This window comes from Streptococcus sp. 'caviae', from assembly GCF_001937065.1.
GTDB lineage: Bacteria > Bacillota > Bacilli > Lactobacillales > Streptococcaceae > Streptococcus.
In genome coordinates this window covers 95,566-119,881 of sequence record NZ_MOWR01000007.1, presented here as the reverse complement: position 1 = coordinate 119,881, position 24,316 = coordinate 95,566, and the positions used below count along the sequence as shown (strand labels likewise).

20 protein-coding genes are annotated in these 24,316 nt (G+C 42.4%); 17 read left to right on the top strand and 3 right to left on the bottom strand.

Annotated features, from left to right (window positions below):
• Window positions 1–266: 266 nt before the first annotated feature.
• Window positions 267–1,124 (bottom strand): metallophosphoesterase, encoded by an 858-nt coding sequence (locus BMI76_RS08045; protein ID WP_075347060.1) that lies wholly within the window; start codon window positions 1,122–1,124, stop codon window positions 267–269.
• 237 nt (window positions 1,125–1,361) lie between these two features.
• On the opposite strand from BMI76_RS08045, the gene BMI76_RS08040 reads away from it, so the two are divergent.
• The 11 genes from BMI76_RS08040 to ftsX all read left to right on the top strand — a co-directional run bounded on the left by BMI76_RS08040 (window position 1,362) and on the right by ftsX (window position 14,809).
• The gene (locus tag BMI76_RS08040) at window positions 1,362–3,428 is read left to right on the top strand and encodes a BglG family transcription antiterminator (protein ID WP_075347059.1); all 2,067 of its coding nucleotides are present in this window, start codon (window positions 1,362–1,364) and stop codon (window positions 3,426–3,428) included.
• Window positions 3,429–3,434: 6 nt separating this feature from the next.
• Complete coding sequence (locus BMI76_RS08035) at window positions 3,435–3,893, top strand: PTS sugar transporter subunit IIA (RefSeq protein ID WP_075347058.1); 459 nt, start codon at window positions 3,435–3,437, stop codon at window positions 3,891–3,893.
• A 127-nt stretch (window positions 3,894–4,020) separates the two neighbouring features.
• Window positions 4,021–4,302, top strand: a complete 282-nt coding sequence (gene gatB, locus BMI76_RS08030; RefSeq protein WP_075347057.1) for a PTS galactitol transporter subunit IIB — start codon at window positions 4,021–4,023, stop codon at window positions 4,300–4,302.
• Between the two features lie 34 nt (window positions 4,303–4,336).
• Window positions 4,337–5,680 (top strand): PTS galactitol transporter subunit IIC, encoded by a 1,344-nt coding sequence (locus BMI76_RS08025; RefSeq protein WP_075347056.1) that lies wholly within the window; start codon window positions 4,337–4,339, stop codon window positions 5,678–5,680.
• A 32-nt stretch (window positions 5,681–5,712) separates the two neighbouring features.
• Window positions 5,713–6,750, top strand: coding sequence for a galactitol-1-phosphate 5-dehydrogenase (locus tag BMI76_RS08020; protein WP_075347055.1), 1,038 nt, complete (start codon window positions 5,713–5,715; stop codon window positions 6,748–6,750).
• Complete coding sequence (locus tag BMI76_RS08015) at window positions 6,747–7,679, top strand: tagatose 1,6-diphosphate aldolase (protein ID WP_075347054.1); 933 nt, start codon at window positions 6,747–6,749, stop codon at window positions 7,677–7,679. The genes BMI76_RS08020 and BMI76_RS08015 overlap by 4 nt, the downstream gene beginning before the upstream one ends.
• Window positions 7,680–8,010: 331 nt before the next feature.
• Window positions 8,011–9,933, top strand: coding sequence for a fructose-1,6-bisphosphatase (locus BMI76_RS08010; protein WP_075347053.1), 1,923 nt, complete (start codon window positions 8,011–8,013; stop codon window positions 9,931–9,933).
• A gap of 925 nt (window positions 9,934–10,858) precedes the next feature.
• Window positions 10,859–11,977 (top strand): tRNA epoxyqueuosine(34) reductase QueG, encoded by a 1,119-nt coding sequence (queG, locus tag BMI76_RS08005; protein ID WP_075347052.1) that lies wholly within the window; start codon window positions 10,859–10,861, stop codon window positions 11,975–11,977.
• 49 nt (window positions 11,978–12,026) lie between these two features.
• Window positions 12,027–13,122 (top strand): peptide chain release factor 2 gene (prfB, locus tag BMI76_RS08000; RefSeq protein ID WP_142355071.1). Its coding sequence is split into 2 segments (ribosomal slippage): window positions 12,027–12,098 and window positions 12,100–13,122, totalling 1,095 coding nucleotides; the frame shifts between segments, so codons are not numbered across the junction.
• A 66-nt stretch (window positions 13,123–13,188) separates the two neighbouring features.
• Window positions 13,189–13,881 (top strand): cell division ATP-binding protein FtsE, encoded by a 693-nt coding sequence (gene ftsE, locus BMI76_RS07995; protein ID WP_075347051.1) that lies wholly within the window; start codon window positions 13,189–13,191, stop codon window positions 13,879–13,881.
• Window positions 13,874–14,809, top strand: coding sequence for a permease-like cell division protein FtsX (ftsX, locus tag BMI76_RS07990; RefSeq protein WP_075347050.1), 936 nt, complete (start codon window positions 13,874–13,876; stop codon window positions 14,807–14,809). The genes ftsE and ftsX overlap by 8 nt, the downstream gene beginning before the upstream one ends.
• 188 nt (window positions 14,810–14,997) lie before the next feature.
• On the opposite strand, the gene BMI76_RS07985 is transcribed toward ftsX, so the two are convergent.
• Window positions 14,998–15,630, bottom strand: a complete 633-nt coding sequence (locus BMI76_RS07985; protein WP_075347049.1) for an MBL fold metallo-hydrolase — start codon at window positions 15,628–15,630, stop codon at window positions 14,998–15,000.
• Window positions 15,631–15,755: 125 nt separating this feature from the next.
• Here BMI76_RS07985 and BMI76_RS07980 point away from each other — a divergent pair, with 125 nt between their 5' ends.
• The 3 genes from BMI76_RS07980 (at window position 15,756) to BMI76_RS07970 (ending at window position 18,723) form a co-directional block, all read left to right on the top strand.
• Window positions 15,756–16,520 (top strand): (S)-acetoin forming diacetyl reductase, encoded by a 765-nt coding sequence (locus tag BMI76_RS07980; RefSeq protein ID WP_075347048.1) that lies wholly within the window; start codon window positions 15,756–15,758, stop codon window positions 16,518–16,520.
• Between the two features lie 182 nt (window positions 16,521–16,702).
• Window positions 16,703–17,881, top strand: a complete 1,179-nt coding sequence (locus tag BMI76_RS07975; RefSeq protein WP_075347047.1) for an acetyl-CoA carboxylase biotin carboxylase subunit family protein — start codon at window positions 16,703–16,705, stop codon at window positions 17,879–17,881.
• A gap of 89 nt (window positions 17,882–17,970) precedes the next feature.
• A complete protein-coding gene (locus tag BMI76_RS07970) occupies window positions 17,971–18,723 on the top strand; it encodes an esterase family protein (protein ID WP_075347064.1) in 753 nt (250 codons plus the stop codon).
• Window positions 18,724–18,800: 77 nt separating this feature from the next.
• Here the strand turns inward: BMI76_RS07970 and BMI76_RS07965 are convergent, their stop codons facing one another.
• Entirely contained in the window at window positions 18,801–19,634 is an 834-nt protein-coding gene (locus BMI76_RS07965; protein ID WP_075347046.1) for an alpha/beta hydrolase, read from the bottom strand.
• Between the two features lie 162 nt (window positions 19,635–19,796).
• Between BMI76_RS07965 and BMI76_RS07960 the strand changes: the two genes are divergently transcribed.
• From BMI76_RS07960 to BMI76_RS07950, 3 genes are all read left to right on the top strand, one after another.
• On the top strand, window positions 19,797–22,262 hold the full coding sequence (locus BMI76_RS07960) for a bifunctional DnaQ family exonuclease/ATP-dependent helicase (RefSeq protein WP_075347045.1): 2,466 nt from the start codon (window positions 19,797–19,799) through the stop codon (window positions 22,260–22,262).
• 335 nt (window positions 22,263–22,597) lie between these two features.
• The gene (locus BMI76_RS07955) at window positions 22,598–23,779 is read left to right on the top strand and encodes a pyridoxal phosphate-dependent aminotransferase (protein WP_075347044.1); all 1,182 of its coding nucleotides are present in this window, start codon (window positions 22,598–22,600) and stop codon (window positions 23,777–23,779) included.
• A gap of 3 nt (window positions 23,780–23,782) precedes the next feature.
• The gene (locus BMI76_RS07950; protein ID WP_075347043.1) at window positions 23,783–24,298 is read left to right on the top strand and encodes a protease inhibitor I42 family protein; all 516 of its coding nucleotides are present in this window, start codon (window positions 23,783–23,785) and stop codon (window positions 24,296–24,298) included.
• Window positions 24,299–24,316 lie beyond the last annotated feature (18 nt).

The window sequence follows — 24,316 nt, the reverse complement described above, 5'->3', positions numbered from 1 at the left end:
GTTCCATAAGATACTTTCTAATGAGATGGTTAGCGCTTTTCATTATAAGTCTTATGGGACTTTTTTGGTAGTCAAAAAGCCCTATAATCTCCAGAGTGGTTTTACCCACTACAGAAATTATAGAGCCGGTTTTTCAAGCCTGTTAGAATTGCTCATGTGCAGGAGTTCTCCAGCAAGAAGTATCAAAAAGGACTGACAAAAATAATTTGTCAGTCCTTTTTGATGGCTGTTTCCGTGTTTGATTAAGAATTTAGCTGGCAGCGGCTTCAAAGGTCAAAGATGGTCATGGAGTTAAGAAATTCTGTTGCCAAATGTTTGTTTTTATAGTCCTGAAAAGCTGCCAGGTGCTTGACTGCATTGTAGCGTTTACTGAGATTCCAGCTGCCGCTAGGATTATATTCGGGGTGCTGATTGACAAAATCAATGGTCAAATCCCATTCTCGGATATAGCCAAGAGGCCTGGAGTGATAAGTGACACCGTCAAGGGCGACATCGCTGAAACTTCTGTGAGCGTGGCCAAAGGCAACGTCTTTGATATTGTGCCGGACAAAAAGGTCGTGGAATTTCTGGCTGCCCAAAAAGGCATTGAAAGGTGCAAACCGCGGATGCGTCATAATAAACTGCTGATGAGGAACAAAGTGCATGGCAACAATCAGTTTTTGATCTTCTAAAGAAGTTAAGGTTTGATTCAGTTTTGCCAAGGATTCTTTGGCAATGGCAGGGTCATCTTTCAATCGCTGCAGGCGCCGATCAAACCAAAACGTTTTTTTCAGACGCTCAATTTTAGCAGGGTCTTGGCTGGAAAAGGAATAATCATACCAAGCGTGAAGAGCCAGCAAGGAAGCCTCGCCCACTTGATGTGTCTGAAAATCAAAGGCCTGAATATGATGTTCATCTAAGTCCAGCATGTCATGATTGCCCAGATTGTAGGTGACCGTCAAATCCTTCTGCAAGTCATCAATAAAAGGAAGGGTGTGGCTGTAAAAATGATTGGAAATATCCCCCGCCAGGTGAAGATGGTCAATCTGCTGTGTCTGCAGCAATTGCTTAAGGGTTTTTATTTCAAAGGCCCCAAAATGATTGAGGTCAATATGGAGATCGCTCATAATAGCAAGTTTTGTCATAAGAGTATTGTACCACGATTTTCCAGAAAAGAAGAGACAGAAAGATTGTGGCGGTTGCTTATCACTAAGATTACAGTGACAATACTGACCGATTCGAACAAAAATGTTCACGATTACAGAAGTTCCTGCAAAAAATTGTTTGATACAAAAAATTTCCCAAGAGATGAAAGACTTTGCTATTTTGTTTTTGCGGGAGGCGTTCTACAATAGAATATAAAGAAAGGAGGCGCTTACAGGATGAATCAAAGAAGCAAGGAAATTTTACACTTTCTCATTGATAAAAATCACAGTTCGCTGAAAGAGTTATCAGAAATCCATGACGTTTCAGAGCGAACCATCAGAAACGATATTGCAGCTCTGAATGACTACCTGCAGCATTTAGCATTCGGGAAAATCACTGTTAAAAATAAACAAATAAAGCTGCATCTTGACGTCAGCAAAAAACTTATCTGCGATGATATGAATAAATTTGATGTTTATGCCTATAAATTCAGCAGCAATGAAAGAAGTTTGATTTGTTTACTGATTTTGTTAGGCAGTCATGGCTATGTGACGCTGAGCCAGCTGTCTGAAAAGCTGCTTGCCAGCCGCTCGACGATAGTCAATGATGTCAAGTCTATGCGAAAGTTAGCCTCTAACCATCATTTAGAAATTATTTCAAAGGCCAATAAAGGATACAAAGCGGAAGCCAAGGAGGAAGACAGCCGTTCGTTTATCTACAGTGTTATCAGTCAAAATAATTTAGCAGCTTTAGAGTCTGTCATTTTTGAAGAAGGCTATCAACAGCAGATAGATCTTCCTCTCTTACAAAAGATTGTGGCAGCCAGCCGTGAACGGCTGAAACTGTCCGAAAAAAATCTTAACAGTCTGTTAACCTATGCCATGATTTGCAGTTACCGTCATTATAAAGGATTTACTCTGACAGCAGACTTTCCTTGTCCGGCTAATCTTCTTGAGGCTTTTCAAAATCTTATCTTAGAGTATGGCTACCCTTATTTGGATGGGAGAGATATTGCTTTTATTTTCAATCAGATTTTAGAAGGAACGCATCATCAAGTACTTGATGCAGAAATCAATAAGGAAACCCTCAGAATTCAAGTGATTGCTATGGCCTTTATTGAAAAAATATCCAAGGATTCACAGATTGATTTTAAAGACGACTATATTTTTTATGAAAATTTTTCAGCCCACCTGCTGCGAATGATGCGTAGGGAAATACTTGATGATGCTTCCTTAGACATCAGTGATGTTGTTAAAAGCAATCCCAGAATCAAACAGGTCATTTTGGATAATCTTTATATCATTGAAAAAAATGTTGGACGTAAAGCTTCCCCGGCTGAAGTTGATTATATTATCATCTATGTCTATGCAGCTATTGAACGTAAAAAACGGCTTGGCAGTAATTTAAGAGTTGCTGTTCTTACCGAGCAAAAGGCAACAGAGGCCTTCTTTATTGAAAGCAAACTTTTAAGTCAGTTTTCATTTAGTTTGGACATTTATTCTATTGATGACACTATCCGAGGAGACTATGATCTTATCCTAACAACAACATCGGTTCCTAACAAGGCCTATATTCAAATTTCTTCCTATATTTCTGATGAGGATTATCTTTTGATTGCCAATCATATTAACCGTATTGTGCAGGCCAGAGAACTCAGTCAGCTTAGCTTTGATAAAGAAACAGCTTTAAGAATCTATCAAATGGTGGCTGAAGAAGTTGATAATGCTTTTAAAGATAAACAAGAGTTAAAAAGACGGATCAAAACTAAAATTTTTACACATATCAGCCACACGGAAACCGAGGCTGACACAGCGCTTTATGAATTTTTAACATCTGACCGTATTGAGCTGGAGGTTGAAGCGAATGATTGGCAGGATTCCATTTACAAGGTTGGTGAAAAATTAATAGCAAAAGGAGACATTACTGAAGATTATCTAAAAGTGGTGATTAGCAATATCAAAGAGAACGGTCCTTATGTGGTCATCTCTCAAGGCTTTGCTTTTCCTCATGCGCCATTTGGAGATTATAACAGGAAAACTTCAATGAGTTTGATAAGACTTAAAAATATGATTTACTTTGATGATGAAGAACATGACAATCCTCAGGATATTGCTACTATGCCGGTCAAGTATGTCTGTATGCTGTCTATTACAGACAGACGTAAGCATCTCAGAGCAATCTTCAACCTTTTTAATCTTTTAAAGGATAAGGATTTCAGAGAGAAGATGGATTCCTGTCAAACAGCACAGGAAATCCATAATCTGATTTATGAAAGGGAAAGACTGCTGGAGTTAAGGAGGTAGTAGTATATGTTTACAGAAGATCTTATCTTTCTGGATGAGGAATTAAGAACAAGTACAGAAGTGCTGACCTTTAGTTTCAATCAATTAAGGCGACTAGGCTATGTTAAGGAAGGTTATCTTGCTTCTATTTTGAACAGAGAAAAAGAATTTGCAACGGGTTTAATGACGCATGCGGGTATCCATATTGCTATGCCGCACACGGAAACAAAATATGCTGAGAAAGAAGGGGTGGTCTTTATACGCTTAAAAAATGAAGTAACCTTTCAGCACATGGTCGATCCTGACGAGGAAGTTGCCACGCGGCTGATTTTCAATATTGTGGTCAAAAATCCTAAAAATCAGGTCATCTTTTTGACCAAACTGATGAAATTGTTTCAGAGTGAAGAGCTGCTTAACTATCTTTTAACTGAAACAGACAAAACCAACATTGTTAAAACCCTGCAGCAATTTGTCAAAAAACAATGATAATTGAACACGGGCTAAAAGCGTCGAGAAAAAGATAGCCTGCCTTATGCGTTAAAGTGCATGGCGTTAGGCTCCTATTTTCTTCTCGCTTTCTTAACGCCCTTTGTATCTTAAATAAAGGAGAAGAATCATGAAAAAAGTTATTGTAGCCTGCGGCGGAGCGGTCGCAACCTCAACAGTGGCAGCAAACAGAATTAAGGAACTCTGTGACAAGAATGGTATTGATCTTGATTTGGTGCAGTGCCGCATCAGTGAGATTGAATCGCATTTGTCAGGTACGGATTTAATTTGCACCACCATGCGGGTCAAAAAAACTTATGGGGATATCCCGGTTTTAACGGTTATGGGCTTTATTTCTGGCATTAATGAAGAAAAGCTGGAAGAAGATATTTTAGGCTATTTACAATAAAATGTAAGCGTTTTAAAAGAAAGAGGTTCAACTCATGGCATTTTTACAATACATTATTGATTTAGGGGCATCTGTAATGCTGCCGCTGGTTATTTTTATCATTGCCGTTTGTTTTGGCATTAAGGTCGGGAAAGCTTTCTATTCCGCCATTTCCATTGGGATAGGTTTTGTCGGCATTGGTATCATTGTTGATTTTATGCAGGCCAGCATCGGTCCTGCCGCAAAAGCAATGGCTGAAAATTTTGGCTTAAATCTCAAGGTCGTTGATGTCGGCTGGCCAGGCATGTCACCGATTACTTGGGCCAGCAAAATTGCCTTGATTGCTATTCCCATTGCTATTTTAGTTAATATTGTCATGCTGCTTTTGAAAATGACCCGTGTGGTTAATGTTGATATTTGGAATGTATGGCATATGACTTTCACCGGAGCAATAGCCTATGCAGCAACTGGCAACTACTGGATAGGGATTCTTGGTGTCATTGTCCATGCTGTTCTTGCTTATAAGTTTGGTGATTGGTTCCGCTACGATACTGAGGAGTATTTTGGGCTGGAAGGTATTGCGGTTCCTCACGGAACATCAGCTTATATGGCTCCCTTTGCGGTTATGGTGGACGCTTTAATCAGTAAGATTCCAGGTCTAAATAAGATTACTATTGACAGCGACAAAATCGAAAAGCGTCTGGGAATCTTTGGTCAGCCTGTTATTGTCGCCTTCTTCTTAGGTATTATTATTGGGATTTTAGCTGGTTACGATGTTAAGGCAATTCTTCAGTTAGCTATTAAAGTTGCTGCCGTTATTTCCTTGATGCCTAAGGTTATCAAGCCAATTATGGAAGGTTTGATGCCTATTTCAGAAGTGGTTAAAGAAAGACTTTCGAAACGCTTCAAGGGCAGTGAATTTCTTATCGGTTTGGATCCGGCAATCTTACTTGGCGACCCAACCGTTGTCTCTGCAGGTTTGATTTTTATCCCACTCAGTATTGTCATCGCTCTTATTGTACCGGGCAATCAAGTTTTACCGTTTGGTGATCTGGCGACTATCGGCTTCTTTATTGCCATGGGAGTTGCAGTGCATAATGGTAATTTGTTTAGAACCTTAATTTCAGGTTCCGTTATTATGTATATTACGGTTTGGATTGCCAATCAATCTGTCGGCCTGACAACTAAGCTGGCACAAACGACAGGTACTTTATCTGATACCAGCGGTAAAGTTGCTGCGCTTGACCAAGGTGGATCACCGATTACCTATATCTTTACGCAGCTTTTTCATATGACAAATGCTTTGGGACTTGCGGTTATTGCAGTGATTTATGCAATTGGACTGTATATGACCTGGGCCCGCTTTAAAAAATTACAAAAGGCCAGAGAGGGTCAGTAAAATATATATTATGAATTGAAAGAAGATGATTGATGATGAAGGCAGCAGTCCTAGTAGAAAACAATAAGCTTGAAATACAAGACCTTGATAAACCAGTCCTTAAAAACGATGGAGACGTCTTAATAAGAGTTGCCTATGCGGGTATTTGCGGCTCAGACTACGTTCGTTTCTTTGAAAATCAGGCAAAGTTTTATCCCATTATTTTGACCCATGAATTTTCAGGTATTGTTGAAGCAAGCAATTCTGATAACTATAATTCAGGTGACAAAGTAGCTATCATTCCTTTGAAACCGGATTTTGAGGATGAACAAAGCAAAAAGGGCAATTATTCACTGAGTGAACAGTATGGTTTTATTGGCTCTCGTGAAAACGGCGGTCTTCAAGAATATGTCATTATTCCTGAAGAAAACCTTGTTCATATTCCGGAGAATATTGACCTTCGTACGGCAGCTTTTATAGAACCGTTAACCGTCAGTCTCCATGGTTTCAAAGTCGCTGGCCTTAAAGATTTAGCTGTTAAAAAAGCAGCTCTCATTGGGATGGGCAGTATCGGACTTTTAGCCCTTCAAGTTCTGGTCAGTTACGGCTATGATGTGACGGCCTTTGACATTAGTGATGATAAATTGGCTTTATCACAGCAGCTCGGTGCTAAAGCAGCTGTCAACACTCGAAATAAGGAAGAACTGGCAGCAGCTTATAATCAGTTTGACTTTGTTGTTGAAACGTCCGGAGCTAATCAAAGTTACTACATTGTCAATAAATTAGCCGCGAAAAAAGGAACTATTCTTTATATCGGAACGCCGCATAAGGATCTGACTATTGATTTTCAAACTTTTGAATTAATTAATCGGAAAGAATTAACGGCATATGGTTCGTGGATGAACTATTCGGCACCGTGGCCCGGTAAAGAGTGGACTGAGGCTGTAGAGCTCTTTCAAAAGGGAGCTATTGCGATTGATCCTTTAATTGCAGCAGAAGTCAGTTTGGAAAGCTTTCCGACAATCTTTGCAGATTATCGTGAACATAAAATTGATGGGAAAATTTTTATTACAGTAAGAGGAGAAGAATGATGAACCATTTAGAAAAGTTAACAACTCCAAGCGGTGTCATTTCAGCTCTAGCTATTGACCAACGGGGAGCTCTTCGCCGGATGCTCGGTAAGGACACCTCTCAAAAGGAATTAGAAAATTTTAAAATCTTAGTATCAGAAAATCTGACACCTTATGCTAGCTCTATCTTGCTTGATCCTGAGTTTGGCTTGCCTGCTGCTACTAAGAGAGACAGTAAGTGCGGACTTCTTATGGCCTATGAAAAGACTGGTTATGATGCAGAAACACCGGGGCGCTTGCCTGATTTGATTGACAATGAGAGCGTTAAGCGGCTTAAAGAAAAAGGAGCCGATGCCATCAAGCTTTTAGTTTACGTAGATATTGATGAAGCTGCATCTATTAATGATCAGAAAAAGGCTTTTGTTGAACGTGTCGGTTCGGAATGTGCTGCAGAAGGGCTGCCGCTTTTTCTTGAAATTGTCAGCTATGATGCCAATATTTCTGATAAGAGGGAATACGCTAAAATTAAGCCTCATAAAGTGATTGAAGCTATGAAAGCCTATGCCGATCCGCGCTTCAATGTAGCTGTTCTAAAGGTCGAAGTACCAGTGGATATGAATTTTGTTGAGGGCTTTGGAGCTGATGCAGTTTACAGCAGAAAAGAGGCAGCAGCATTTTATAGACAACAAGCTGAGGCGACTAATCTTCCTTTTATTTTCTTAAGTGCCGGAGTTAGTGCTCAGATGTTTCGCGATACTCTTCGCTTTGCCAAAGAGAGTGGATCGACTTTTAATGGTGTTCTCTGCGGGCGTGCAACATGGGCAGGTGCTGCAAAAATCTATAAAGAAGCCGGAAGCGATAAGGCTGCCGACTGGCTCCAAACAATAGGCCGGTCAAATATTACTGAGCTGGGCAAACTAGTTGAAGATCTGGCGACGCCTATAAACTAGACAAAGGAGAATGGGACAGAAAATCAGTCATTCGAAGAATTTGATTTTGCTGTCCCACTCTCCTCTTTATTAATACTTCAAGAGACAAGATATGATTTCAGCGGTTACCTCGGACCTTTCTATTGCTAATATTTAGGATACTTAGCAGAATTCAGCAGGGCTTTTCTTGCATTTTTGACGGTATTTGAAAGGGCTGCCAATGCGGTCTGTTAATGATTGACAGCGCTGTCAAAAAGCTTTATAATCGTTATGCAGCGGCTGTTTGCTGCAGCAGTTTTTAATGATTGTCACCAGCTTCCTTTTGAGGGATTGCACAGCTAAAGGAGATCAAATGAAGGCCTTTTATCAACTACTTAAGGAAAAATTTCCTACCAGAGCAGATATTCTGACAGAAATTATCAATCTGGAAGCCATTTGTCATCTGCCTAAAGGGACTGAGCATTTTGTCAGCGACCTGCACGGTGAATATCGTGCCTTTGATTATATTCTGAGGACTTGTTCAGGTTCGGTTAAGTCTAAAATTCAGGAATGCTTTGACTTGTATCAGCTGTCTGCCATGGACAGCCAAGAATTCTGCTTGTTTGTCTACTATCCTGAACAAAAGATAGCTTTTGATAAGCAGGATCTCTCGCACAATGCCCTGCAGGAAAAACTGATTGCTTTGGTACCTATTCAGATTCAAGTTCTTAAATACCTCGGCAATAAATACACGCGCTCCAAGGTTCGCAAAAGTCTGCCTGCCAACTTTGCTTATATTATTGAGGAACTCTTGGCAGAAATCGAAAGGAACCCTGATAAAGAAGGTTACTTTGATGCAATTATTGATAAGATTACAGAACTCAATCAGCTGGAAGAGCTCGTCATTGCTCTGTCCTATGTTATTCAGCGTTTGGCTGTGGATGTTTTGCATGTTGTCGGTGATATTTATGACCGCGGTAAATACCCTGATATTATTTTAAACCGTTTGGAAAAGCTGCCTAATGTTGATATTCAATGGGGCAATCACGATATTACCTGGATGGGAGCCGTTTCGGGCTCCTATGCCTGTATGATTAATGTCATTCGCATTGCTGCCAGATACAATAATTTAACCTTGATTGAGGATCGCTACGGGATTAATCTGAGAAAGCTTGTGGATTACAGCCGCAAGTATTATCAGCCTGTACCGGCTTTTGATCCTATTTTGGACGAAGGCGAGCTGTCTCAGGAGGAAAACAACTTGCTGAATGTTGTGCAGCAGGCAACCGCTATTTTGCAGTTTAAACTGGAGAGCCGTTTAATTCACCGTCGGCCGGACTTTCAGCTGGAGCACCGTCAGGTTCTGGAAATGATTGATTATGGGCAAAAAACGATTTGCCTAAAAGGCAAGGATTATGCCTTGTCGGATTTTAACAGCAGCCGTATTGTAGCTGAAAACCCCTGTGCGCTGGATGGTGAAGAAGAAAAACTTCTCAAACAGCTGATGCACGCTTTTCAGACATCAGAGTGCTTAAAGCGCCATGTTGATTTTTTGTTTGAAAAAGGCTCCATGTATTTGCAATACAATGGCAATCTGCTGTTTCACGGCTGTATTCCCCTGCATGAAAACGGCGATTTTAAATCCTTGAAAATCAAGGACAGAAGCTACTCTGGCAAGGAACTGTTGGATTTTTATGAGAAAGAAATCCGCCAATCTTATCGGCACCCTGATAAGCACGAGGATTTCTCGACGGATCTGTTTTGGTACCTCTGGGTAGGTGAAAATTCCTCCCTTTTCGGGAAAAAAGCCATGACAACCTTTGAGCGTTATTTTATTAAGGATAAGGCCACTCATGAAGAAATCAAAAATCCTTATTACCGGCTGCGAAATAAGGAAAGTGTCTGCCGGGACATCCTAAAAGAATTTAATCTGAGCGAGGAGGGGCATATTATCAACGGTCACACGCCTGTAAAGGAAAAAGACGGGGAGAATCCTGTCAAGGCAGGCGGTAAAATGCTGGTCATCGATGGCGGTTTTGCCAAGGCTTACCAAAAAAAGACAGGACTGGCAGGCTACACCCTGGTTTTTAACAGCTATGGCATGCTGCTGGTGGCACATCAGCCCTTTACCAATAGCCAGGATGTGTTAATGGGCAATTATGATATTCTTTCAACCAGACGTCTGGTTGAGGAGTCCAGCCGCCGTATTTTAGTCAAGGATACCAATATCGGCCATCGTATTTGCGATGAAATTAAGCATTTAGAGTATCTTTATCGGCATTTTGATAATTATTAAATCCCAGCAGCAACCAACTAACTGTTGGAACAATTAAAAGTATAAGACTGGAATGAACTTAAGGTTTCCAGTCTCAGACTGAAGAAAAAGTCAATTTTTATCAAAAGAATTATTGTGTTATGATACTTTCCTTAGGCAGCACGGACGGCAAAACCAAACGCCAACGCTATAGCTTTTGACTAGGTTTTGCATTAGATTGCCGTTAGAAATAGTATCGATTTCTAACGGCAATCGTCGCAGCAACTTCCTTTGGAATTTCATACTTAGATTTTGAGCCCAAGTCTCAAAATCTCCGAACGAGGCTGGGACAAAAGTCTTTCCTCCTTTAACTATTTAAGATATAGCAGTTTGACGCAGTGGTTGGGAGTAAGACTTGTTGGCTAGGTCAACTTAGTCTTACCCCTGCACAGTTCATTAGGTGCTTTAGCACCAATGAACCACTGCTGATTGGAGGTCCTTATCCCTTGCTAGGCAAGTGATAGCTCCAACAGTTTGGGGAACTGTTGGAGGATATCCAATTCTATGAACGTTAGTTCATGTCAATCCCTAATCAACTGTGCGGAGGTGGGACAACAAAATCAAAATCGTGATTTTGCCACGATTTACTGATTTTTGTCCCACTCTCGTTTTTTGCTGCAGCGGAAAGTATCTGGGCCAGGCTCGTTTCATTCGTCTATTTTTCTTATAGATTGTGAGTTGATACTATCCTAAGATGTGTGTGCTTGTGAAATGCTAACTATAGAGTTTGTCTGCAACCTGGGACTGGAATGAACTTAAGGTTTCCAGTCTTTATTTTTGCCTATGTGTTTTGTTGCAATCTTGTCTCAAGTTTAAAAAGCCGTGTTGATTTTTTATTCATATTTTAGTTGCATTTATTTTCATTTTGTGACTTGCTCTCTTTTTAAAAATCCTTTAAGATAGACTTATGAATATTAAGGAAGAAATCCAAAAGCTGGCTCGAGAAATCGGGATTTCAAAAATTGGTTTTACGACTGCCGATGATTTTGCTTATTTGGAAAAATCGCTGCGCGCTTCTGTTGAAGAAGGGCGTTCTTCGGGTTTTGAACATAAAAATATTGAGGAGCGGATTAAACCCAAGCTCTCTTTGGCAAGTGCCAAAACGATCATCTCTGTTGCTGTGGCCTATCCCAACAAACTGCCTGTTAAACCGCCCAAAACGCAGTATCGGCGCGGTAAAATCACTCCTAACAGCTGGGGTCTGGATTATCATTATGTGCTCCAGGACAAGCTCAAGCAGTTGGCCGATGGAATTGAAAAGCTGACTGAAAATTTTGAGTATAAGGGCATGGTTGACACAGGAGCCTTGGTTGATACAGCTGTTGCCAGACGGGCTGGGATAGGCTTTATTGGGAAAAACGGTTTGGTCATTTCCAAGGAATTCGGCTCTTATATGTATCTGGGAGAATTGATTACTAATCTGGAAATTGAGCCCGACAGTCCGGTTGATTACGACTGCGGCGACTGCCGCCGCTGTTTGGATGCCTGTCCGACATCCTGCTTGCTTGGCGACGGAACAATGAATGCCAAGCGCTGCCTGTCTTTTCAGACACAGGATAAGGGCATGATGGATCTTGAATTCCGAAAGAAAATCAAGACTGTCATTTATGGCTGCGATATTTGCCAAATCTGCTGTCCCTACAATAAAGGGCTCACTAATCCCTTGGGCAGCACCATTGATCCTGAACTGGCAGAACCAGAGCTGATTCCTTTTTTAAATTTGTCTAACAGTCAGTTTAAGAAAAGATTTGGTATGATTGCCGGTTCCTGGCGGGGAAAAAATATTTTGCAGCGCAACGCTATCATCGCTCTGGCCAATGCCCATGACAAAAGCGCAGTTGTCAAACTGCTGGAAATCATTGACAGCAGCCAAAATCCCATTCACGCTGCAACGGCTATCTGGGCCTTAGGTGAAATTGTCAAAAAACCAACAGAAGAGTTGCGGGATTTTATTTTAAGCATTGATTCAGATAATGAAGCTATCATAAAAGAACGAGATGCTGTGATTAATAGATGGCAATTTTAAATGAACTATGTTAGAATAAAACAGATACTGAAAAAATGAGGTATGAACTATGGATATGGCAGAAATGCGCCAAAAATTAGCAGAAAACAAAGAAAAGCTGAATGGCTTTCGGAGGTCTCTTTGACTTAGATCGCTTGGAAGAAGAGATCGCGCTCTTAGAAAATCGGATGACGGAACCTGACTTTTGGGATGACAATATTGCCGCTCAAAAGACGTCACAGGAGTTAAATGACTTAAAACTGAAGTACGATACTTTCCATAACATGGAAAATCTATCCGATGAGGCTGAGATTTTGTATGAATTGGCAGAAGAAGAGCCTTCAATGCAGGCTGACTTGGAAGAAAGTCTGGAAAAACTGGACAAGATGATGTCCAGCTATGAAATGACGCTTCTTTTGTCAGAGCCTTACGATGCCAATAATGCGATTTTAGAAATTCACCCAGGTTCCGGCGGTACGGAAGCTCAGGACTGGGGAGACATGCTGCTGCGCATGTACACTCGTTTTGGCAACAGCAAAAACTTCAAGGTAGAAGTGCTGGATTATCAAGCGGGCGATGAAGCAGGGATCAAGTCGGTAACGCTGTCCTTTGAAGGTCCCAATGCTTACGGTCTTTTGAAATCAGAGATGGGCGTTCATCGCTTGGTGAGAATTTCACCCTTTGATTCGGCTAAACGCCGTCATACGTCCTTTGCCTCAGTCGAAGTCATGCCGGAACTTGATGACACGATTGAAGTGGACATCCGGGATGAGGACATCAAGATGGATACCTTTCGCTCTGGCGGAGCCGGCGGCCAAAATGTCAACAAAGTCTCGACAGGTGTCCGTCTGACCCATATACCAACCGGTATCGTAGTAGCTTCAACAGTTGACCGTACGCAATACGGCAACCGCGACCGGGCTATGAAAATGCTGCAGGCAAAGCTCTATCAGCTGGAGCAGGAAAAGAAAGCCCAGGAAGTAGATGCCCTTAAAGGCGATAAAAAAGAAATCACTTGGGGCAGTCAGATTCGCTCTTATGTTTTCACCCCCTACACAATGGTAAAAGACCATCGCACAGGCTATGAAGTTGCGCAGGTTGATAAGGTTATGGACGGTGATTTGGACGGCTTCATTGATGCCTTTCTCAAATGGCGCATGGAGTAGAAGACTGGTTTTTACAAAGGAGAGCTATTCTCCAAAGATATTATTAAAGAAAAGGAAACGCAAGACATGGCATTAATTCAAATGAAGGGTGTTACCAAAAAGTATCACCGCAGTACGACTGCCTTGAGAAACATAACAATTTCTGTCGATCAAGGTGAATTTGTCTATCTGGTAGGACCATCAGGCGCAGGGAAGTCAACCCTTATCAGACTGCTTTACCGTGAAGAAAGAACGACTAAGGGGTTGCTTAAGGTTGGCAAATTTAACCTGTCTAAAATGAAAAAGCGAGAAATTCCCATTCTTCGCCGCGGCATCGGTGTTGTCTTTCAGGACTATAAACTCCTGCCCAATAAAACAGTGTTTGAAAACATTGCTTTTGCGATGGAAGTTATCGGTGAAAAGCCGCGTGTGATTAAAAAACGTGTAGCAGAAGTCCTTGATTTGGTCGGGCTCAAGCATAAAATGCGTTCTTTTCCCGATCAGCTCTCAGGCGGGGAACAGCAGCGGGTTGCAATTGCCAGAGCTATTGTCAATAACCCGAAAGTTCTGATTGCCGATGAACCGACAGGAAACCTGGACCCGGAAATTTCATGGGAAATTATGCAGTTGCTGGAGCGTATCAATCTTCAAGGGACTACTGTTTTGATGGCAACCCATAACCGCCAGATTGTAGATACACTTCGCCACCGTGTGGTTGCCATTGAAGACGGCCGCATTGTCCGCGACGAAGAGGAAGGAGATTACGGATACAATGATTAGAAGATTTTTCCGTCACTTATGGCAGTCCATTAAAAATATCAAACGCAATGGCTGGATGTCTATTGCAGCTATCACGTCTGTAGCGATTACCCTGACCTTGGTTGGTATCTTTGCAGCTTTTCTCCTGAATACCGAAAAATTGGCCTCCGGTATTGAAAAAAATGTCCAGATCAATACTTATTTGCAGGTTGATTCTAAAGATAATGTGAAGTCTTACGTTGACCCTAACGATTCAAACAAAAAAATTAACAACCCCGACTATCACAAGGTTTATGATCAGATCAAAAAGATCAAAAACGTTAAAAAGATTACCTTTTCAAGTAAGGATGAGCAATTAGAAAAGCTGAAGAAAACAATGGGTGACGACTGGACCCTGTTTGACGGGGATTCCAATCCTCTGTACGATGTCTATATCGTGCAGACAACTTCACCTCGCAAGGTTAAGTCGGTAGCCAAGGCGATTGACAAAATATCAGGCGTTGATTCAGTGGCTTACGGCGGTACTGACACCGACCGCATCTTTGGTCTGGCTAACTTTGTCCGTACCTGGGGACTGGTCGGAACCGGCCTTTTAGTTCTGGTTGCCATCTTCTTGATTTCGAATACGATTCGGATTACCATTCTTTCCCGCCGCAATGAAATTCAAATCATGCGTTTGGTTGGTGCTAAAAACGGCTATATCAGAATGCCTTTCTTCTTTGAAGGAGCCTGGGTCGGTCTTATCGGGGCTATTGTTCCGTCACTGATTGTCGGTTACCTGTATCAGTTTGTTTTTGAGCAGTTTAACCCAAATCTGGCCACTCAAAATCTGTCTCTTTATGAACCCAATCCATTTGTCTTTTATCTCATTGGAGCAATGTTTGTCATCGGTATTATTATCGGTTCCCTCGGTTCTGTTCTGTCAATGAGACGCTTCTTGAAGATATAAGAAAAAGACTGCGAAGCAGCCTGAGGACAAATCATATAATATAAAGTTAAAGGGGTCAGCCCCAAAACCGATTTCTGATAAGATCACGGTTTTGGGGCTGACCCCTTTTGTTCCAGTTCGATAATAAAAGAACAGCAGTTCAATGGTGCCTTAGCTAATTACAACAGGCTTCATGCAAAGCTCATCAGCTAAAAGAAGGGATTGAAATTTTTTTCATGTCCAATTGTTGTATCAAAGCCATGTCCAGGGAAAACGCTAAAATGATTGGGCAGGGTAAAAAGGTTTTCTTTGATACTATTAATAAGTTCATCAAAATTGCCGGTTGGCAGGTCAGTGCGGCCAATCGTTTCTCGAAAAAGAGCATCTCCTGAAAAAACAGCCTGCTCGTCGTCAAAGATAAAGGAGACACTGCCCCAAGAATGACCTGGTGTTGGAACGACTTTAAAAGCAAAGCCGGACAGCTGATAGGTTTTGTCATACTCAAAGTAAAAATCAGCAGGAGCTGCAATGACATCTTCCATATCACTGTGCCGATCCAAGCCCGATAGGTTATCCCGGGGACTGCCCAGCCAGGAAGCTTCCTTTTCAGAAATATAAACAGGCGGATGATTGAACTGCCGGCGCACCGCATCAAGGCTCATGATGTGGTCGTAATGGGCATGGGTCAGCAAAACAGCGGCAACAGGCTTATTGATGGTCTGTATTTGCTTAAAAATCTCATCGGTGTTGCTTCCCGGATCAATGACAAGAACAGCTTGGTCATTAACCAGATAATAAGTATTTTCAAGTGCAGCGTCATTTAAGGTCTTCAAAATTTTCATACTTTTAGTTTAACAAAAATGTCTTTCTTTTGAAATTAAAAAGAAAGAAATTGAAGAATATTTTCCATTGACTTTCTGCGGTGTCCTGTTTATACTGCTAGCATACGGGAAAATGGAGGTTATTTATGACAAAAGTTGCTATTGTTACTGGTGCAGGACAGGGAATTGGTCTTGCCATTGCCAAACGTCTTTACAAGGATGGCTTTAAAGTAGCTATTCTTGATTATAATACTCAGGCTGCTCAAGAAGCGGCTGCCAGCCTTTCAGAAACAGATGCTGTTGCTGTAACAGTAGATGTATCTAAACGCGACGATGTTTTTGCAGCCTTTGACAAGGTTGTTGAAAAATTTGGGGATTTGACAGTTGTTGTTAATAATGCCGGTCTTGGTCCGACAACTCCGGTTGAAACAATCACTGAGGAGCAGTTTAAGCAGGTCTACGGTGTCAATGTCGGCGGCGTTATTTGGGGAATTCAGGCCGCTCAAAAGCATTTTAAAGCTTTGGGGCACGGTGGAAAAATCATTAATGCAACTTCTCAGGCAGGTGTGGTCGGCAATCCGGAATTAACGCTTTATTCAGGAACCAAATTTGCTGTGCGCGGCATCACGCAGGTAACAGCGCGTGATTTAGCTAAGGATGGCATTACTGTCAATGCCTTTGCGCCGGGGATTGTCAAAACACCAATGATGTATGACATTGCTCACAGAGTGGGTAAAAATGCTGGCAAAGATGATGAATGGGGCATGCAACAGTTTGCCAAAGATATCACTTTGCAGCGTTTATCAGAGCCGGAGGATGTGGCCAATGTTGTTGCCTTTTTAGCCGGACCTGATTCGGATTATGTTACGGGTCAGACCCTGCTGGTTGACGGCGGCATGCAGTTTCATTAACATAAAAAACTCACATGCTGGAGTCCAAGCTGGAGAAAGAAGCTATGCTTTATTTTCTTCAGCTTTTTTTATTGTCGGAAAAATAAAGATTGGTAAATAATCAGAAAATTTTGTCATTTTCCTAGAATTCTCTGAAAAATTATGCTAGACTAAAAAAGTAAAAACTAGAAAGAAGAATGCTTATGGATAGAAAAATGAATTTTATCATGATTTCCCCCCATTTTCCGGCGAATTTTGAAACCTTTGCCCATCGCTTGCATGAAAATGGCATCAACACTTTAGGAATTGCTGACAGTCCCTATGAAGAACTGAGTCAGGGTCTGCGCGATCATTTGACCGAATATTACCGTGTAGACAATATGGAAGACTACGATCAGGTTTACCGCGCTGTGGCTTATTTTGCCCACAAGTATGGAAGAATTGACCGTATCGAATCCCATAATGAATACTGGCTGGAGCTGGATGCGCACCTGCGGACGGACTTCAACGTTTTTGGCTATAAAAATGAAGATATGCTCTCCATCAAGACCAAGGCACAGATGAAGGAAATCTTTCGCAAAACAGGACTCAAGGTTGCCCGCGGCCGCGTCTTTACCAGTGCTGACGATGCCAGAGCTCTGACCGAGGAACTTGGTTTTCCGGTCATTATCAAGCCTAATTCCGGTGTGGGGGCTTCTGATACCTATAAGATTAAATCTGAGCAAGAATTGGAAGACTTTTTTGGCTATCGCAATCCTCAAGTAGAATACATCATGGAAGAATTCATTGACGGGGATATTGTGACCTTTGACGGTCTGACTGACCATGAGGGCAATATTGTCTTTTATTCCAGTTTAGAGTATTCAGAAGCTGTTCTTGATACGGTGGAAAAAGACGGTGATATGTTTTACTATGTCCCGCGGGACATTGCACCTGAGCTTATTGAACTGGGCAAGAAATGCGTGCAGGCTTTTAATGTCAAGGAACGTTTCTTCCATTTTGAATTTTTCCGCATTAAAAAGACAAAAGACCTGATGGCGCTGGAAGTGAACTGCCGTCCGCCGGGAGGCTTGACCATTGATATGTGGAATTATGCGGATGATTTTGATATCTTTGACCAATATGCTAAGGTGGTTAAAGACAACCAATTTACAGCAGATGTGCAGCACCGCTACAATGTTGTTTATATTTCGCGTAAGGCCAATAAGAATTATGTCCATAGCATAGCAGATATTGAAGCCAAATACGGACACCATATCATTGATATCGAATCTGTACCGGGAATTTTTGCAAAAATTATGGGTGAAGTTGGTATTTTGGCTCGAACTGAAACCATGGATGAGCTGCGTGAGATCGTCCAATTTGCTCAGGCAAAACAGTAAATCTGTGTTTTAGGCCCGCATTTAATAGTTTAGAAAGGAAGAGAGCAGACACAAGACGGTTGTGTTTAGCTGCTCGCAATATCTTATATATGCATTTTGAAAGAAGAAGCCAATGGTCGGGAGAACTCGGCCGCGAAATGTACTTTAATGTTTACGGCCATGCCGGCAAGCCCGTCGTTGTTTTTCCATCGTCGGGCGGCAGCCAAAATGAATACGGTGATTTTGGCATGATCGAAGCCTGTCAGGATTTTATCAACCGCGGTCTGGTGAAGTTTTACACACCCGACTCTTTGGATAAGGAATCATGGCTGGCTCAAGGGAAGTCAGGCCATGATATGGCGCTTGCCCATGAGGCCTATGACCGCTATATTATCCATGAATTGGTGCCGCTGATTCGCTATGAATCCAATTGGGACGGCGGTATGATTGCTACCGGCTGTTCGATGGGAGCTTTTCACACTGTGAATTTTGCCCTGCGCCATCCGGATTTATTTGATGCTGCTATCGCCCTGTCCGGTGTTTATGATGCACGCTTTTTCACCGGTGATTTTGCCGGAGACTTAGCCGTGTATTACAATTCTCCTATTGATTATCTCTGGAATCAAAATGATCCTTGGTTCCTAGACCAATACCGCCGCAATCGTTTTATCGTGGCTGTCGGTCAGGGAGCCTGGGAAGAGCCGCACGTGATTGACACAATTCGCCTGCAGGAAGCGTTTGAAGCCAAGTCAATCCCAGCCTGGTTTGATTTCTGGGGACACGATGTTGCCCATGATTGGAATTGGTGGCGCGTGCAGATGCCGTATTTCTTAGGGAAATTGGAGGAAGAAGGACGGATTTGACTTTTTGAATCGTTTTCAAATCATAGAAAAACATGACAGACCGCTCATACTCGTAGTGGTCTGTCATGCTTTTTATGTTATTCTTTTAGGGTAAATTTTAAGAATTCAATAAAGTGATCTGCCCAGTATTTTTCATGGTGAATTTCGTTGGCCATGATATGCAAATCAATATTTTCCATGGGATGTCCTGTGCGCAGGAGGGATTGATAGTAGTGGAGGGTGCAGTCAATATAGGCCTGATTCATGTTTGGAGCAAAGGCTTCATCTACCTCATCGCCTTCTTTGGTGCCGACCTGAATGAAGACTTTACTGTCTGTATTTAGAGGATGGTAATCGCAAAAGCGCAGGAAATCACGTTCGCTGAACCAGGAAGCTAAGGAAAAGATACCCAGATTACCGAAGATATCAGGATAGGCTGCTCCCATGTAGGCAGTGATAATGCCGCCCATAGATGACCCTGCCAGCAAAGTGTTTTGACGGTCAGGTTTCGTTCTGTAATTGTCATCAATAAAGGGTTTGACCGTATGGACTAGCCAGTCGCCGTAGGCCATACCGTCGCCGCCGACACTGGCGGTTTCAGGTGTTGTTCCCACATCTGTCATCCAAGGAGCGTATTCATTCAGCCGGTTGCTGCCGGCATTGTCAATCCCCACAATAATAAGCTTGGGAAGTTCCTTGTGCTGCTTGATGGTTGGGATAATTTTCCAGGAATAGCCTGAATAGGACTCTTTGCTGTAAAAGATGTTTTGGCCGTCATGCATGTAGAGAACGGGGTATGAAGCCCAGTCTTCCTTATCGTAGTCCTTGGGCAGAAGCACCCGAATTCGCCTTTTTTCCTGATAATAGGGCACCTCTAAATAGTGCTCTTTCATTTCAAGATAGTAGTTGTTCAGCTTGGTTTTCTTTTTCACAGCAGTCTCCCTTGCAAAATAGAATTAAGCCTATTATAACATAGAAAATTTTGAAAAAATAGCTGGAATTGTTTGACAGATTCTGCGGAGCTCTTGTTCCTGCATTTGCCAATGAAGGATAAGCCATCTTTTTCCCTTTAAATATGGTATAATTTTAATGTTATGACGGAACGTAATTCAAGAAAGTACGCTGTGGTAGATTTGGAAGCAACAAGTGCCAGCAGCTCAGCTTCTATTATCCAAGTGGGTATTGTCATTATTGAGAACGATCGCATTGTACAGACCTATGCGACGGATGTCAACCCGCACGAGAAGCTTTCTCCGGCCATTGTCAATTTGACAGGGATCACCGATGGCCGCTTAAAAAAGGCTCCCGATTTTTCTGAAGTGGCTGCTGATATTTATGAACTGATTGCTGACTGTATTTTTGTTGCTCACAATGTTAAATTTGATGCCAATCTCTTGGCTGAGCATCTTTTTTTAGAGGGCTATGAACTGTTGAGCCCTCGTGTGGATACGGTTGAATTAGCCCAGGTTTTTTATCCGACTTTTGAAAAATATTCACTGGGCAATCTGACGGAACTTTTGGGGATTGAGCTGTCGGATGCCCATACAGCCATTGCTGACGCCCAAGCCACCGCAGAGCTGTTTCTAAAACTGAAAAAGAAAATAGCTACCCTGCCGAGGGTAACTCTGGAAAAGATTCTTGCCTTTTCTGACAGCCTGCTCTATGAATCCAGACTTCCAATTGAAGAAGCATTGGAACTGGCTCCCCTTCATCTGGCAGAAGATTATCAGGAAGTAGCAGGACTTGTCTTAAGAAAAGAGGAGCCTGTGCTGCATGAGCGCTGCTTATCGCAAGATTTTGCAGCCAATATCGCTCTTTTGAATCTTGAGGACAGACCAAAGCAGCTGGACTTTGCCAATCTGGTTGCTAAACGATTTGACGATCCCAGAGCAAGTTTCATCGAAGCGCAGTCCGGCATCGGTAAAACCTACGGTTACCTGCTGCCCTTGCTTAATAATGCTAAAACAGAGCAAATCATTGTCAGTGTTCCGACCAAGGTCCTGCAGGATCAGATTATGGCTAATGAAGCTAAAGCTTTGAGGGACGTTTTTCACCTCAACTGTCACAGCTTGAAAAGTCCTAACAACTACCTTAAGCTGGACAGTTTTTATGAGAGTTTGACCAGAAGCGATGACAATCGCCTGCTCAACCGCTATAAAATGCAGCTTTTGGTTTGGCTTTTGGAAACAAGGACTGGTGATCTGGATGAAATCAGGCAGAAGCAGCGCTACGCCGCTTATTTTGATGAAATCAAGCATGACGGCCGTCTCAGCAGGCACTCGCTTTTTTATGACTGTGACTTCTGGCAGAGAAGTTACCAGAGAGCTCAAAACAGCCGTTTAATTATCACCAATCATGCCTACCTGCTGACACGGATTGAAGATGACCCGGCCTTTGTAGAAAATCAGATTTTAGTCATTGATGAGGCTCAAAAACTGTTTTTAACCTTGGAGCAATTTTCTCAGCAGCAGATTAACATGACTAAGACACTGCAAACATTGAGTCAGCTCTTGGAAAATTCTCAGGATATTTTAGAAAAACGGCTGCTGGAGAGCATCCAATTTGAACTGAACCACCTGCTGACGCTTTTCTATAAGCGAAGAAGAAAGCAGCTTAAGGGCGAAGATGTCAGCGGTCTGAAGCAGAGTCTAAAAGAGCTCGATTTGCCGGAATTAGCTGATTTGCAGCAGCTGTTTGCAGATTCTTTTTCTGATTTTTGGTTTGAAGAAGAAGTTTCTCCGGACCACCGGGTTGTGCTGCTCAAGTCTGCCCGTTTGGACTTTACCGATTTTACCAGCTTTTTGCCGCCGACTAAAAAAACCTACTTGGTTTCGGCCACTCTTCGCATCAGTCCTCAGGTCAGTCTGGCTAATCTTCTTGGTTTTGCAACCTTTAGTTTCGACAGTGTGCCGGGTGATACTTCTAAGCAGCAGACTATTTGGATTGATGACAGTATGCCCGATATCGGTGAGCTGACAGACACAGAGTATGAGCATTTGCTGGCAGAGCGTCTGCTGGCACTGGCTGAGCTTCAGCAGCCCATGCTTGCCCTTTTTAATTCTAGAAAAACCATGTTTGCCGTGTCTGAACGTCTTGATGAGGCGCAACTGGTTCATTTGACCCAGGATAAAAACGGCACACCCTTTAATGTTAAGCGGCGGTTTGACCGAGGAGAGGCCAACCTTCTTTTAGGAACCGGCAGTTTTTGGGAAGGGGTTGATTTTGTTGAGCAGGAGCGGCTGATTGAAGTGATTACGCGTCTGCCCTTTGATAATCCTGAAAATATCTTTATTAAAAAGTTAAATCGCAGGCTCAGGCAGGAAGGCAAGAATCCTTTTTATGACTATGCCCTGCCCAGTGCCATTTTGCGGCTGAGGCAGGCTATCGGCCGTACGAAGCGCAAGAGCCGTCAGCTTTCAGCCATTGTTATACTGGACAGCCGCATTATGCGTAAAAGATATGGCAAGACTATTTATGATGCCTTATCTGCACAATTTCCTCTTGTCAATCAGAAGTTTCAAAATATCCTTGATGACATTGCTCATTTTTTACTGTCTTAAGGATAGGGGGAAGTAGCTTCCAAACTGCTATAGGCAGCCAGTTCTCACTCTAGGACAGTGCGCCAAGCTGTTTGTATCAGGAGGCTGAGGTTCTTGCCTTAGCCTCCTTTGCTCATGTGACAGAGCCTACTAACAAGTCGTGTAAAGAACGATGAAATATTTTTCGAAATATTTTTCCAAGTCAAAAAATTCGCAGGCCCTGTTTTGCAGCTGTGCGCGGACTTTAAGAATATTTAAATGGCAGTTGGAAATTTGGGGTCAGGTTTGATATAATAAAAAGTATTAGTGTGTAATGCTATGAATCAGTGTTTGAGAAGAAGGACAAAGGAGACAGGATGATTAAATTATCAAGGCGTGTTGTAGAGATGGAAGAATCAATTACTTTGGCTGCCAGTGCACGTGCTAAAGAACTAAAAGCACAGGGCCGGGACATTTTAGAGCTCTCTGTGGGACAGCCGGATTTTATAACGCCTAAACACATTCAGGATGCAGCTATTAAGTCTATCCAAGACGGCAGTGCTTCTTTTTATACGGTTGCTTCGGGTCTGCCTGAGTTAAAAGATGCGGTCAGCCAGTATTTTGAAAACTTCTACGGCTATTCTGTAGAGCGCAGTCAGGTAGTCGCAGGAACCGGTGCTAAGTTTATGCTGTATGCGCTCTTTGCAGCGCTTATTGACTCGGGCGATGAGGTTATTATTCCGACACCTTTCTGGGTATCTTATGCTGATCAGATTAAAATGAATGAGGGTGTTCCGGTTTTTGTCAAGACCAGTGAGGACAATCATTTTAAAGTTACCTTGGATCAGCTGGAAGCCGCAAGGACAGCTAAGACTAAAATGCTTTTGCTCAACAGTCCTTCTAATCCGACAGGGATGATTTACAGCAGAGAAGAGTTAGAAGCTATCGGCAACTGGGCTGTAGAACATGATGTTTTAATTTTGGCTGATGATATTTACGGCCGTTTGGTCTACAACGGTGCTAAATTTATCCCTATTTCAACTCTGTCAGAAACAATCCGCAAGCAAACCATTGTTGTAAATGGTGTTTCCAAGACCTATTCGATGACCGGCTGGCGTGTGGGCTATATTGTTGCAGATCCTGAAATTGTTGCAGCAATTTCTAAGATTGTCAGTCAGACAACATCTAATCTGACAACTGCGGCTCAGTATGCGGCTATTGAAGCTTTGACCGGAGCTCAGGACAGCGTTGAAGAAATGCGTCAGGCCTTTGAAGAACGTCTCAATACGATCTATCCGCTGCTGGAAGAGGTCCCTGGCTTTGATGTCGTGAAGCCGCAAGGAGCTTTTTACTTCTTCCCGAATGTTAAAAAAGCCATGGAAATGAAGGGCTATACGGATGTGACAGCCTTTACAACCGCTATTTTGGAAGAGGCTGGTGTTGCTTTGGTGACAGGAGCAGGCTTTGGCGCTCCTGAAAATGTTCGCATGAGCTATGCGACTGATATGGATACCCTCAAAGAAGCCATCCGCCGCCTCAAGGTCTTTATGGAGAACTGAGCCATGGCTCAGAAGCTTCACCGGTATTTCATCCCGGCCATTCTGCTTATAATCATCATAGGTCTCAGCTGGGCTCTTTTTCAAACCAAAACGGAGCTAAAAACTGTTAAAGAAAAGGCTATGCATCTTGCCTTTGACCGAGGAGACATTCAAATTCAAAAGTCTGGTGATACCTTTAAACTGACTTTTGTGTCCAACGGCTCGACCGGCTATGGCTGGAAAGTCAGTGATGTTTCAGAAAAGCTGGACTTAGATGACATAACCACTGAAGATCTGTCGCCGTTTTCCGGAGCTGATTATCAATTGCGGGCAGGAGGCTCAGGTCTTGCCTATCTTAAAGGGAAAGTGCTGGCAAATGGCCGGCACCAGTTTAAACTGTCTTACAAACGTCCCTGGGAGAAAACAAGTCTGGATAAAGACTATCTTGTGACTGTCGAAAGTCAGACAAAACACTATGGTAAGACTTCTTCAGAACCTGTCATCAGCTTCATCTCCATCAAAGAAATCATAACAAAATAAGAAAGTAGAAAAGAGAAC

Excerpts from the sequence above, each read along its gene's own strand:
- BMI76_RS08045 (WP_075347060.1), bottom strand. The coding sequence starts at position 1,124 with ATGACAAAACTTGCTATTATGAGCGATCTCCATATTGACCTCAATCAT.
- BMI76_RS07985 (WP_075347049.1), bottom strand. The coding sequence starts at position 15,630 with ATGAAAATTTTGAAGACCTTAAATGACGCTGCACTTGAAAATACTTAT.
- BMI76_RS08010 (WP_075347053.1), top strand. The coding sequence starts at position 8,011 with ATGAAGGCCTTTTATCAACTACTTAAGGAAAAATTTCCTACCAGAGCA.
- BMI76_RS07955 (WP_075347044.1), top strand. The coding sequence starts at position 22,598 with ATGATTAAATTATCAAGGCGTGTTGTAGAGATGGAAGAATCAATTACT.
- ftsE (WP_075347051.1), top strand. The coding sequence starts at position 13,189 with ATGGCATTAATTCAAATGAAGGGTGTTACCAAAAAGTATCACCGCAGT.
- BMI76_RS08025 (WP_075347056.1), top strand. The coding sequence starts at position 4,337 with ATGGCATTTTTACAATACATTATTGATTTAGGGGCATCTGTAATGCTG.
- BMI76_RS08015 (WP_075347054.1), top strand. The coding sequence starts at position 6,747 with ATGATGAACCATTTAGAAAAGTTAACAACTCCAAGCGGTGTCATTTCA.
- BMI76_RS08035 (WP_075347058.1), top strand. The coding sequence starts at position 3,435 with ATGTTTACAGAAGATCTTATCTTTCTGGATGAGGAATTAAGAACAAGT.
- BMI76_RS08040 (WP_075347059.1), top strand. The coding sequence starts at position 1,362 with ATGAATCAAAGAAGCAAGGAAATTTTACACTTTCTCATTGATAAAAAT.
- ftsX (WP_075347050.1), top strand. The coding sequence starts at position 13,874 with ATGATTAGAAGATTTTTCCGTCACTTATGGCAGTCCATTAAAAATATC.
- BMI76_RS07975 (WP_075347047.1), top strand. The coding sequence starts at position 16,703 with ATGGATAGAAAAATGAATTTTATCATGATTTCCCCCCATTTTCCGGCG.
- BMI76_RS07980 (WP_075347048.1), top strand. The coding sequence starts at position 15,756 with ATGACAAAAGTTGCTATTGTTACTGGTGCAGGACAGGGAATTGGTCTT.
- BMI76_RS07950 (WP_075347043.1), top strand. The coding sequence starts at position 23,783 with ATGGCTCAGAAGCTTCACCGGTATTTCATCCCGGCCATTCTGCTTATA.
- BMI76_RS07970 (WP_075347064.1), top strand. The coding sequence starts at position 17,971 with ATGCATTTTGAAAGAAGAAGCCAATGGTCGGGAGAACTCGGCCGCGAA.
- BMI76_RS07960 (WP_075347045.1), top strand. The coding sequence starts at position 19,797 with ATGACGGAACGTAATTCAAGAAAGTACGCTGTGGTAGATTTGGAAGCA.
- queG (WP_075347052.1), top strand. The coding sequence starts at position 10,859 with ATGAATATTAAGGAAGAAATCCAAAAGCTGGCTCGAGAAATCGGGATT.
- BMI76_RS08020 (WP_075347055.1), top strand. The coding sequence starts at position 5,713 with ATGATGAAGGCAGCAGTCCTAGTAGAAAACAATAAGCTTGAAATACAA.